Source organism: Phytoactinopolyspora halophila (genome assembly GCF_003287285.1).
Taxonomy (GTDB): domain Bacteria; phylum Actinomycetota; class Actinomycetes; order Jiangellales; family Jiangellaceae; genus Phytoactinopolyspora_A; species Phytoactinopolyspora_A halophila.
In genome coordinates this window covers 1-11,462 of record NZ_QMIG01000012.1, presented here as the reverse complement: position 1 = coordinate 11,462, position 11,462 = coordinate 1, and the positions used below count along the sequence as shown (strand labels likewise).

The 11,462-nt window shown below is 68.0% G+C and carries 10 protein-coding genes; 5 read left to right on the top strand and 5 right to left on the bottom strand.

The window, feature by feature from the left end; translation table 11 throughout:
* The first annotated feature begins 172 nt into the window (after window positions 1–172).
* From DPM12_RS12680 to DPM12_RS12660, 5 genes are all read left to right on the top strand, one after another.
* Window positions 173–1,828 (top strand): glucose-6-phosphate isomerase, encoded by a 1,656-nt coding sequence (locus DPM12_RS12680; protein WP_112258702.1) that lies wholly within the window; start codon window positions 173–175, stop codon window positions 1,826–1,828.
* On the top strand, window positions 1,825–3,354 hold the full coding sequence (gene zwf / locus DPM12_RS12675) for a glucose-6-phosphate dehydrogenase (protein ID WP_112258701.1): 1,530 nt from the start codon (window positions 1,825–1,827) through the stop codon (window positions 3,352–3,354). The genes DPM12_RS12680 and zwf overlap by 4 nt, the downstream gene beginning before the upstream one ends.
* Window positions 3,351–4,301: a glucose-6-phosphate dehydrogenase assembly protein OpcA gene (gene opcA / locus DPM12_RS12670; RefSeq protein ID WP_112258700.1), complete on the top strand. Its 951-nt coding sequence runs from the start codon at window positions 3,351–3,353 to the stop codon at window positions 4,299–4,301. Before zwf ends, opcA begins: the two co-directional genes overlap by 4 nt.
* Before the next feature lie 3 nt (window positions 4,302–4,304).
* Window positions 4,305–5,087, top strand: coding sequence for a 6-phosphogluconolactonase (gene pgl, locus DPM12_RS12665; RefSeq protein ID WP_112258699.1), 783 nt, complete (start codon window positions 4,305–4,307; stop codon window positions 5,085–5,087).
* A gap of 509 nt (window positions 5,088–5,596) precedes the next feature.
* On the top strand, window positions 5,597–7,123 hold the full coding sequence (locus tag DPM12_RS12660) for a SulP family inorganic anion transporter (protein ID WP_112258698.1): 1,527 nt from the start codon (window positions 5,597–5,599) through the stop codon (window positions 7,121–7,123).
* A 46-nt stretch (window positions 7,124–7,169) separates the two neighbouring features.
* Here DPM12_RS12660 and DPM12_RS12655 read toward each other — a convergent pair whose 3' ends face one another.
* The 5 genes from DPM12_RS12655 to gap form a co-directional block, all read right to left on the bottom strand.
* Window positions 7,170–7,511, bottom strand: a complete 342-nt coding sequence (locus DPM12_RS12655; protein ID WP_112258697.1) for an RNA polymerase-binding protein RbpA — start codon at window positions 7,509–7,511, stop codon at window positions 7,170–7,172.
* Window positions 7,512–7,558: 47 nt separating this feature from the next.
* Window positions 7,559–7,783 carry a preprotein translocase subunit SecG gene (gene secG / locus DPM12_RS12650; RefSeq protein ID WP_112258696.1) on the bottom strand — a complete coding sequence of 75 codons (225 nt, stop codon included), beginning with the start codon at window positions 7,781–7,783 and terminating at the stop codon, window positions 7,559–7,561.
* A gap of 64 nt (window positions 7,784–7,847) precedes the next feature.
* Window positions 7,848–8,630, bottom strand: coding sequence for a triose-phosphate isomerase (gene tpiA / locus DPM12_RS23910; RefSeq protein ID WP_112258695.1), 783 nt, complete (start codon window positions 8,628–8,630; stop codon window positions 7,848–7,850).
* A gap of 5 nt (window positions 8,631–8,635) precedes the next feature.
* Window positions 8,636–9,826 carry a phosphoglycerate kinase gene (locus DPM12_RS23905; RefSeq protein WP_112258694.1) on the bottom strand — a complete coding sequence of 397 codons (1,191 nt, stop codon included), beginning with the start codon at window positions 9,824–9,826 and terminating at the stop codon, window positions 8,636–8,638.
* Window positions 9,827–9,843: 17 nt separating this feature from the next.
* Window positions 9,844–10,851 (bottom strand): type I glyceraldehyde-3-phosphate dehydrogenase, encoded by a 1,008-nt coding sequence (gene gap, locus DPM12_RS12635; protein WP_112258693.1) that lies wholly within the window; start codon window positions 10,849–10,851, stop codon window positions 9,844–9,846.
* Between the last annotated feature and the right edge of the window lie 611 nt (window positions 10,852–11,462).

Here is an 11,462-nt window from a genome sequence, read left to right as displayed (position 1 = left end):
GGTCATCGCGACGGAGGAGCGATGCCCGCGCAGCGAGTGAGGACCGAAGCGCCGACCATCGAACTGGAGGCGGCGAAGTGACGAGCGAGCGGAGTGGTCATCGCGACGGAGGAGCGATGCCCGCGCAGCGAGTGAGGACCGAAGCGCCGACCATCGAACAGGAGGCGGCGAAGTGACGAGCGAGCTCGCCGTAACCCTGCACGGTGTGGACGTGTCGGCGGTGGCTGATCAGCTGGCCGCCGACAAGATCGCTTCCCGGATCGCCAGCCGCGACGCCACGTTGTGGGGTCCCGACGCGCAGGCCGAGGCCTCCATCCGGCTCGGCTGGATCGACCTGCACGAGACGACGCGACCGCTGCTCGCCGAGATCGAAGCGCTGGTCGCGGACGTCCGTGCCGAGGGGCTCGATCGCATCGTGCTCGCCGGGATGGGTGGCTCGTCCCTGGCTCCCGAGGTGATCACTCGCACCGCCGGTGTCGAGCTCACCGTCCTCGACACCACGGATCCGCGGGCCGTGCGCCAGGCCGTGGCCGACGGGATCGAGCGCACCCTCGTCGTCGTGTCCAGCAAGTCCGGCACCACCGTCGAGACGGACAGCCAGCGGCGAGCCTTCGAGGCCGCGTTCACCGCCGCCGGCATCGACGCACCGTCACGCATGGTCGCCGTGACCGATCCGGGTTCTGCCCTGGCCGAGCATGCACGGCAGGCGGGCTATCGACAGCTGTTCCTCGCCGATCCGAACGTCGGGGGGCGCTACTCGGCGCTCACCGCATTCGGCCTGATCCCCAGCGCGCTCGCCGGCGCCGACGTCGCGGCGTTGCTGGATGAGGCGGCGGCCGCGGCTCCCGTCCTCGCCAGTGACGTCGCCGACAATCCCGCGCTGCGGCTTGGTGCCGCCCTGGCCGGTGTCGACGTGGTCACCGGCGGAACCGGCGGGGCCGACAGGACTGGCAGGAGTGACGCATCCGAGCGGGCATGGGACAAGGTCGCCATTGCCGACTCGGGGTCGGGGATTGCCGGCTTCGCCGACTGGGCCGAGCAGCTCATCGCGGAATCCTCCGGAAAGCAAGGCACCGGAATCCTGCCGATCCCGGCCGATCGCGCCGATCCGGAGATCACGAGCCCGCCCGACGACGTCCTGCCCGTGCACCTGGGAACCGCGGATACGGCGGCAGATTCGCCCTCTCCCGCTGTCACCGTGAGCGGATCGCTCGGCGCCCAGTTCCTGCTCTGGGAGTACGCGACCGCCATCGCCGGGCGCCTGCTCGGTATCAACCCGTTCGACCAGCCCGATGTCGAGAGCGCCAAGACCGCCGCTCGCGGCATGCTCGACGCACCGCCGGAGCCGGAGCCACCCGCGTTCACCGACGACGGCGTCGAGGTACGCGGCTCGGCCGGCCTTCTCGGCGGTGTCAGTACTCTGAGCGGCGCGGTCGAGTCACTGCTGAGCCAGCTCGGCGAGCACGGCTACGTCGCCGTCATGGCATATCTCGACCGGGAGGGCCCAGATGCCACTCTGGAGTGGGTGCGCGTTCCGCTGACGCGGCGCACCGGGCGGCCGACGACCTTCGGCTGGGGGCCACGGTTCCTGCATTCCACCGGGCAATACCACAAGGGCGGGCCACCGCGCGGCGTGTTCTTGCAGATCACCGGCAACATCGACGAGGACCTGGAGATCCCGGGCCGGCCGTTCACCTTCGGTCAGCTGATCACGGCGCAGGCCGCGGGCGATGCGAAGGTCCTGGCCGATCTCGGCCGGCCGGTGCTCCGCCTGCACCTCACCGACCGTAGCGCCGGGGTCCGGCGGTTGTCCGAGGTGCTCTCGTGACATGGACGGCCAATCCGCTGCGGGACAAGCGAGACAAACGGCTACCACGGATCGCCGGGCCGTCCAGTCTCGTGATCTTCGGCGTCACGGGTGACCTGGCCCGCACCAAGCTGATGCCCGCGGTCTACGACCTCGCCAACCGCGGCCTCCTGCCGCCGGCGTTCTCACTCGTCGGCTTCGCCCGCCGCGACTGGGAGCACCAGGACTTCGGCAAGCAGGTGCGCGACTCCGTACGCGAGCACGCACGCACCCCGTTCAGCGAAGCCACGTGGCGCCAGCTGTCCGCGGGCTTTCGATTCGTCTCGGGGGATTTCTCCGACGACGACGCGTTCGACAGGCTCTCCCAGACCGTGCGGGAGCTCGACGAGCAGCAGGGAACCGGCGGCAACCACGCTTTCTACCTGTCCATTCCGCCCTCCTCGTTCGACGTCGTCTGCAAGCAACTCGCCCGCTCGGGGTTGGCTGAGCCGGAGCGGGAGGATCAGTGGCGACGCGTCGTCATCGAAAAACCCTTCGGCCACGATCTCGACAGTGCCCGCGAACTCAACAACGTCGTCGAACGGATCTTCCCTGCCGATTCGATCTTCCGGATCGACCACTATCTGGGCAAGGAAACCGTTCAGAACATCATGGCGCTGCGGTTCGCCAATCAGCTGTTCGAACCGATCTGGAACGCCCACTACGTGGACCACGTGCAGATCACCATGGCCGAGGACATCGGCATCGGCAGCCGGGCCGGATACTACGACGGCATCGGCGCGGCCCGTGACGTCATCCAGAACCACCTCCTGCAACTGCTGGCGCTCGTCGCGATGGAAGAGCCCGTCTCGTTCGATGCGGCGGATCTGCGTGCGGAAAAGGAGAAGATCCTCTCCGCCGTCCGGCTGCCACCCGACCTCGACACCTACACGGCGCGCGGCCAGTACAGTGCCGGGTGGGCCGGCGGCACGTATGTGCCTGGCTACCTCGACGAAGACGGAATCCCCTCGGACTCCACCACCGAGACCTACGCCGCGATCCGCCTCGACATCGACACCCGGCGCTGGGCGGGCGTTCCGTTCTACCTGCGCACCGGGAAGCGGCTCGGCCGGCGCGTCACCGAGGTGGCAGTCGTGTTCAAGCGGGCGCCGCACCTGCCGTTCGAATCCACATCCACCGAGGTGCTCGGGCAGAACGCGCTCGTGATCCGCGTGCAGCCGGACGAGGGGGTCACCATGCGCTTCGGTTCGAAAGTCCCGGGCACCGCGATGGAAGTGCGTGACGTGACCATGGACTTCGGCTACGGATACTCGTTCACCGAGGAGAGCCCCGAGGCCTACGAGCGGCTGGTCCTCGACGTCCTGCTGGGGGATCCGCCGCTCTTCCCCCGGCACGAGGAGGTCGAGCTGTCCTGGAAGATCCTCGATCCGATCGAGGAGCACTGGGCGGCCAAGGGTTCCCCGGAGCCGTACCCGTCAGGTAGCTGGGGCCCCGCCTCGGCGGACGACATGCTCGCCCGCGATGGCCGGAGCTGGAGGATCCCATGATCATCGATCTTCCGTCGACCACGGCGGGCAGCGTAGGCAAGCGCCTGGTCGACCTGCGCGAGAAGCACGGTGCCGTGACGCTGGGCAGGGTGCTCACGCTCGTGCTGATCGCGGACGAGGACGACGCCGAAGACGCCATCGCCTCGGCCAACCACGCCAGCCACGAGCACCCGTGCCGCATCCTCGCGGTCATCCGGGGCACCTCGCGCGGCGCCACCCGGCTGGACGCGCAGATCCGGGTCGGAGGGGACGCCGGAGCCAGCGAGGTCATCGTGTTGCGCACCTTCGGGCCGCTGACGGCGCATCCGGTCTCCGTCGTCATGCCGCTGCTGTTGCCGGATGCTCCTCTCGTGGCGTGGTGGCCTGCCGAGGCACCTGACGCTCCGGCCGAGGATCCCGTGGGTGCGCTCGCCCAGCGCCGGATCACCGACGCGGCATGCTGCAAACGCCCCATCGCGGCGCTGCAGGATCGCGTCGCCAGCTACCGCCCCGGCGACACCGACCTCGCCTGGACCCGGCTGACCCTGTGGCGGGCGCTGCTGGCAGCGGCGTTGGACCAGCCGCCGTACGAAGACGTCACCGCCGCCCGCGTCGTCGGCGGCACCGACAATCCGAGCGCCGACCTTCTCGCCGGCTGGCTCGCTCTCACCCTGGACTGCCCCGTCACCCGCACCAAGGCCAGCGGCGTGGACGGGATGCTCAGCGTCCGCCTCGACCGCGCATCCGGCCCCATCGTGCTCGAACGTCAAGACGAGCCGGTTGCCGTGCTGAGCATGCCGGGCCGCACCGACCGGCAGGTCGCGCTGCCGCGGCGGTCAGCCGGCGAATGCCTCGCCGAGGAGCTGCGCCGGCTCGAACCGGACGACGTGTACGGCGACGTCCTGACCACGGGGCTGGAGATACAACGCGAGACCGGCAAGGTGACCCGCACCAAGGCACGGCGGTGACGCATGACCCATCACACCAGCATCGTCATCCATCACGACGCGGACGCGCTCGCCGAGGCGGTCGCTGCCCGCCTGGTCACCAAGCTGGCCGAAGCCCAGGACGCCCGGGGCCACGCGTCCGTCGTGCTCACCGGCGGCCGGGTCGGGATCGCCACGCTCGCCGCCTTGCGCCACTCCCCCGCGTCTGCGGCCGTCGACTGGTCCGCGCTCGACATCTGGTGGGGCGACGAGCGGTTTCTGCCTCCCGGCGACCCCGAGCGCAACGAGACCCAGGCCCGCGAGGCACTCCTCGACCACGTACCGGTCGATCCGATGCGCGTGCACCCGATGGTCGCCGACGCCGATCCGTACACGGGTGATCCCGAGGCGGCTGCCGAGCAGTACGCGGCCGAGCTGGCGGCCGCCACGCCGGACGGTGACGACACCGACGTACCGGAGTTCGACGTCCTGCTGCTGGGGGTCGGCCCGGATGGCCACGTGGCATCGCTGTTCCCCGAGTTTCCCGCGCTGTACGACGAGCGTTCCGTGGTAGCCGTGCACGGCGCACCGAAGCCCCCGCCCACGCGGCTGAGCCTCACCCTGCCTGCGATCCGCGCGGCAGCGGAGGTGTGGCTGGTGGTAGCCGGCGACGACAAGGCGCCCGCCGTGCAGATAGCGCTGGGTGGTGCCGGTCCGGTCCAGATCCCCGCCGCAGGTACCTACGGACGGCACGCAACGCTGTGGCTGCTCGATCAGGCTGCCGCGGCCGAGCTCCCTCCAGGACTCAACCGCCGCGCCACACCGTAGCCAGCACCCCGCGCCACCACCAGGCTTCCGAATGATCATGTTTGGTACGTTTTCTCGGGCCGTAACACGCCTGCAGACGTAGTACGGCCCGAGAAAACCTAGTGCGGCACAACACGGCTCTATCGCACACAGACTCGCGCCCCGGCGCCCCGTTCGCCCCTACCTAGATCGCCACGCCACCAGAACCGGGCCGGATCGACTCATTGACGAGGCGTCACCTCGTTGACGACGCGTCGCCGTGACAGGCGTTCTCTGGCGATAACACGTCTACAGACGTGGTATGGCCCGAGAAAACGTACCAAACATGATCATTCGGCACCGGGCGGTTGGGGTGGGAGGCGTTTCGGGAAGCACGCAGAGTGAAGCGCAGGCAATCCCGACCTAACCGGTGGGTCGACACTGATATATGCCCATTGACCAGCAGAGAAGCGCGGATTGGCATCGACGGCCGGAAATGACCGCTACCTTGAGGGAGGACTCTCGACACCAAACGGACGGAGGAGCGCTACGTGCCCCGGTTGACTCCACCGGTCCGCGGCGACGTCATCGCCGGCATCAGCGTCGCTCTCGTGCTCGTCCCGCAGTCCCTCGCCTACGCCGAGCTGGCGGGGCTGCCTGCGGTGCACGGGCTGTATGCGGCCGCTGCAGCGCCGATCGCCGCCGCCCTGATCGGTTCGTCGCCGTACCTGCAAACCGGTCCAGTAGCCCTGACCAGCTTGCTCACACTCGGTGCCCTATCGCCGCTGGCGACGACGGGCTCGGCCACGTTTGCCGCCTACGCCGCCGTTCTCGCCCTGCTCGTCGGCGTCGCCCGCGTGCTCCTGGGCCTCCTGCGCTGGGGAGCTCTGGCCTATTTCATGTCCGTTCCGGTGGTCACCGGCTTCACCGTCGCGGCCGCCGTACTCATCGTCGCCGCGCAGTTGCCCGGACTTCTGGAGCGGCCGTCCGTGTCGGACAATCCCGTTCGCGCCGGCGCCGAGGCGCTGTCCAGGCCAGATCTGTGGAATCCCGCAGCGTTGCTCATCGGATTGGCCGTCATCGCCATCGTCATGCTCGGACGAAAGCTCTCGGCGATGATCCCGTGGGTTCTGATCGTCACCGTCGCCGCTCTCGCGGCCAGCCGGACGGGTGTGATCGACGTCGCGACGATCGACGCCGTTCCCGGGGGCTTGCCACCCATATCTCTCGACTTGCCCTGGCATGCCGTTCCCGAGCTGATAGTCCCTGCTGTGCTGATCGCCCTGGTCGGGTTCGCCGAGCCGGCGTCGATCGCACGTAAATACGCCGCTGCCGACCGGCAGGCCTGGTCCCCCAACCGGGAGTTCCTCGGGCAAGGGCTGGCCAACCTCGCCGCCGGGATCGCCGCTGGATATCCGGCGGGCGGGTCGTTTTCTCGCTCGTCGCTTAACCGGCTCATGGGTGCGCGCACCCGCTGGAGCGGAGCCATCACCGGCGTCGCCGTCTTCGCCGTGCTGCCCTTCGCCGACGTCTTCTCGGCCTTGCCGACCACGGTGCTGGCCGGACTCGTCATCGTGGCGGCGATATCACTGGTGGAGATCCGCCCGTTCCGCGACTACTGGCGCTACTCCCGGCCGCAGTTCCTCGTCGCGGTTCCCACGTTCGCGGCCACCCTGATCCTGGCTCCGCGGGTGGAACGCGGCCTGCTGATCGGAATCGGGTTGGCGTTCGCGGTGCATCTGTGGCGGGAGATGCGTATCGATCTCACCACCCGCCTGGACGGGACGACGCTGTACGTTCATCCCGAGGGCGTGCTTTACTTCGCGTCCACGCCCATGCTCGAAACGCGGTTGACCGCGCTCTTGGCGGAGCATCCCGCGGTGGCCACCGTGGTGATCGACGTGCACCGGCTCGGGCGGCTTGATCTCACCGGCCTGATGGCATTGCGCGGTTTCGCCGAGCAGGCCCGCCAGTACGACGTCGAGGTCGAGGTCCACGACGTCCCGTCACATGCCCGCGAACGCGCTCACCAGGTTCTCGGGCCGGTCTGCCGCATCGTCACCACGGAGCCCGACTGATGCCGCCAACGACGGCATCAGCGGCGACGGCGCCGCCGGCTCGGGTTCACAGCCGGCGGCGCTCACGCAACGCGGCCAGTGCCTCCTCGAGGATGGCCGCCCCGTCTTCCTCGCTGCGCCGTTCCTTCACGTAGGCCAGGTGGGTCTTGTAAGGCTCGAGGCGCGGCGACGGCGGAGGATTCTCCTCGTCCTGGCTGGCGGGCGCCCCACACCGGGGACAGTCCCACGTCTCGGGAATCTCGGCGTCCTGCGCGAAGTAGGGGGCGCTCACATGGTTACGGGTGCAGTAGTAGAAGACTTGGCGGCGCGGCGCAACTTCTCCGCGCTCCTCCTCTCCCATCGGTCCGGCCCCGACACGGCTTCCACGGATCGCATGTCCACCGGTCACCTCTCACAGCCTCCCTGTCCTCGGTGACTATCGAAAGATGCGAGCGATCAGAGGATCAAACCCAGCGCGACGATGCAGGCGAACCACACGAGTCCGACGGCGACGGTCAACCGGTCGAGGTTGCGCTCGGCGACCGAGGAGCCACCCACCGACGCGGTCATGCCGCCGCCGAACATGTCGGACAGGCCACCGCCCTTGCCTTTGTGCATGAGAATCAGCACGAGCAGGAGCACACTCGTGATAACAAGAAGGATCGAGAGTACGAGCGTCACAGTCGTGGCCTCACCTAGTCGAACAGGCGGTCTGGGTCAAGCAGCCAGCAATTCTACCCCGCCGTCAACCGCGGTCGAAACGGCATATCGCGGCGAACTCGTCGGCATCGAGACTGGCTCCACCCACGAGCGCGCCGTCGACATCGGGCTGGTCCATGATGGGCCGGATGTTGGCAGCTTTCACCGAGCCACCGTACAGGATCCGCGTCTTGCCGGCGACGTCCGCCGAGAACGAGTCGCCGACCCGGGACCGGATCTCCGCCGCCATCTCCTGGGCATCATCCGGTGTCGCGACCTCTCCGGTGCCGATCGCCCACACCGGTTCGTAGGCGACCACGACGTTCGCGGCGTCGTCCTTGCTCAGCCCGGCCATCCCGCCGTCGAGCTGGGAGAGCGTATACGAGACGTGTTCGCCGGCCTGGCGGGTCTCCAGTCCCTCCCCGATACACAGGATGGGCGTGAGCTCGTACCGCAGCGCGGCCTTGACCTTCGCGTTCACCAACTCGTCGGATTCCGCGTGGTGCTGGCGGCGCTCGGAATGGCCGACGACGGCGTAGGTGCAGCCGAGCTTGGCGAGGAAGGCACCCGAGATGTCGCCGGTGTACGCCCCGGAGTCGTGCGGGGACAGATCCTGGGATCCGTAGGCGACGGCCAGCTTGTCACCGTCGACCAAGGTCTGCACCGACCGGAGATCCGTGAACGGCGGCAGGACGGCGATGTCGTTCTTCTCGAAGGTCTCGGCCTCGAGCGAGAACGCGAGCTTCTGCACCAGCGCGATCGCTTCGAGGTGGTTCAGGTTCATCTTCCAATTGCCGGCCAGCAACGGTCGGCGAGGCTGTGTTGCCACGTGGCTTACTCCTCCAATACGGCCAGGCCGGGCAGCGTCTTACCTTCGAGCAGTTCGAGGGAGGCGCCTCCCCCGGTCGATATGTGCGTGAACGCCGACTCCTCCAACCCCAGCGCGCGCACGGCAGCGGCGGAGTCTCCGCCACCCACCACCGTGGTGCCGTCGACCTTGGTGATCGCCACAGCCACCTCTCTGGTGCCGGAGGAGAACGGGGTGAGCTCGAAGACGCCCATCGGGCCGTTCCAGACGACGGTCGCGGCGTCGGCGAGCTTGCCCCGGAACAGGTCCACCGTTGCGGGACCGATGTCGAGGCCCTTCTGGTCGTTGGGAATCGCCGAGACGTCGACGACGGAGGTCTCGGCGTTCTCGTCGACGTCGGCGGCGACGACGACATCGACCGGCAGCACGATCTCGACACCGGATTTCGCCGCACGCTCGAGGTAACCGCGAACCGTATCGAGCTGATCCCGCTCGAGCAGCGAACCTCCGACCTCGAAGCCCCGGGCCGCAAGGAAGGTGAAGGCCATGCCACCGCCGATAAGCAGGCGGTCCACCTTCTCGAGCAGGTGATCGATGACGCCCAGCTTGTCCGACACCTTCGAACCGCCCAGCACCACCGTATAGGGGCGCTGCGGCGTCACGAGTACCTCGTGGAACGCGTCGACTTCGGCCTCGACGAGTCGGCCGGCCGCGCTTGGCAGACGCTCCGCGACGTCATACACGCTTGCCTGCTTGCGATGCACGACACCGAAGCCGTCGGAGATGAAGTAGTCCCCCAGCGTGGCGAGTTCGTCCGCCATGGCGCCACGCTCGTTGTCGTCCTTGCTGGTTTCGCGGGGGTCGAAACGCACGTTCTCCAGAACGGCCACCTGACCGGCAGCCAGCCCGGCAACGATCTCCCGAGCACTCTGGCCAGTGGTGTCGGTAGCCATGGCTACGTCGATGTCCAGCAATTCGGACAGCCTGCGCGCCACGGGCGCCAAGGAGTACGCCGGCTCGGGTGCACCTTTCGGCCGGCCGAGGTGTGCCATGACCACCACGCGCGCGCCCGCCTCGGCAAGCTCACGAAGTGTCGGGACGGATGCGCGCACGCGGCCGTCGTCGGTGATGGTGTCGCCATCGAGGGGCACGTTGAGGTCCGAGCGGACCAGCACTCGGCGGCCGCGCAGATCTCCCAGTCGTTCGATTGTTCTCATCGTCGTGATCCCGTGATTCAGAGAGAGGCACCTACATGGCGGGCAAGGTCGACCAGGCGGTTGGAGTATCCCCACTCGTTGTCGTACCAGCCGACGATCTTGACCTGGTTACCGATGACGCGCGTCATGCCGGCATCGAAGATGCACGACGCGGGGTCGGTGATGATGTCCGACGAGACCAGCGGCTCCTCCGAGTACCGCAGGTACGCGGCCAGCTCGCCACTCTGCGCGGCCTGCTTGAATGCCGCGTTCACCTCCTCCGCGGTGACTTCCCGGCGCAGGTCCGCGGTGAGGTCGGTCGCCGACCCCGTGGGCGTGGGGATCCGCACGGCGAAGCCGTCGAGCTTACCCTTGAGCTCCGGAAGCACCAGGCCGATCGCCTTGGCCGCTCCGGTGCTGGTGGGCACCATGTTGATCGCGGCGGCGCGGGCGCGGCGCAGATCCTTGTGCGGGCCGTCCTGCAGGTTCTGATCGGCGGTGTAGGCGTGGATCGTCGTCATCAGGCCACGCTCGATGCCGAACGTGTCGTTGAGGACCTTGGCCATGGGCGCCAGGCAGTTCGTGGTGCACGACGCGTTGGAGATCACCGAGTGCGCGGCCGCGTCGTAGTCCGTGTGGTTGACCCCCATGACGACGGTTGCATCCTCGTTGGTGGCGGGAGCGGAGATGATCACCTTTTTCGCGCCGCCGTCGATGTGCGCCTTGGCCTTCGTGGCGTCGGTGAAGATTCCCGTGGACTCGATCACGACGTCAGCGCCGAGCTCCTTCCACGGCAACGCGCTCGGATCTTTCTCCCCGAGCACCTTGAAGCTGCTACCACCAGCGGTGATCGTGTCGTCGTCCACCGTGACCTCGTCAAGGGTCCCGAGGACGGAGTCGTACTTCAACAGGTGGGCCAGAGACTTGGGATCGACGAGGTCGTTGACGCCCACGATCTGGACGTCGCCGTTGCTCTGTGCCAGCACCGCGCGTGCGACGTTGCGCCCGATGCGCCCGAAGCCGTTGATGCCGACCCGTACGGTCATGGTGGATCACTCTCCTTTTTCGAAGGTTCAGGGTGATTGCGTGTCCGCGGTCGTCCACCCCGTCGTGGTGACCCGGATCAGACCCTAAGGCATACTCGTCGCTCATGCGTCATCGCGGGTCACTTCGCGTTCGGCCGAGCCTGACCGAAGTGCCGCCGATGCGCGGTATGAGCTGGGCAACATTGGCACCACCCAGCCCGCCACTGCGTAGTGAAGAAGGCAGGCGACGATTCCTACCCTACGCCTTCCTTACCCACGTACGTGTCATCCCAGCCGAGATCTCAAGCCAGGATTCGAGCCCGGCATTCGGATGAGCGCCTTGCCGATGTCATGGCACGTGCCAGACGAAGAACAGATGCCTGGTGAAAAAGGGTTGCGGCCCCGGCCCAAGGGGAAGACCGGGGCCGCAACCCGGACCCGACGCCGAAGGGGGTAAGAGCGTCGGGAGCTCATTTCGTTGTCGCCGGACCTCACTCATCTGCCCGGGTTGCCAGCACCTGGCCGGTCCGGCCCTCTTTTCTGCCCGTCCTTGGATTTGCCCCGCTCATCCGGATCCTCCGGAGCATTACCCCGCTCGCCCGGATCCTCCGGAGCATTACCCCGCTCGCCCG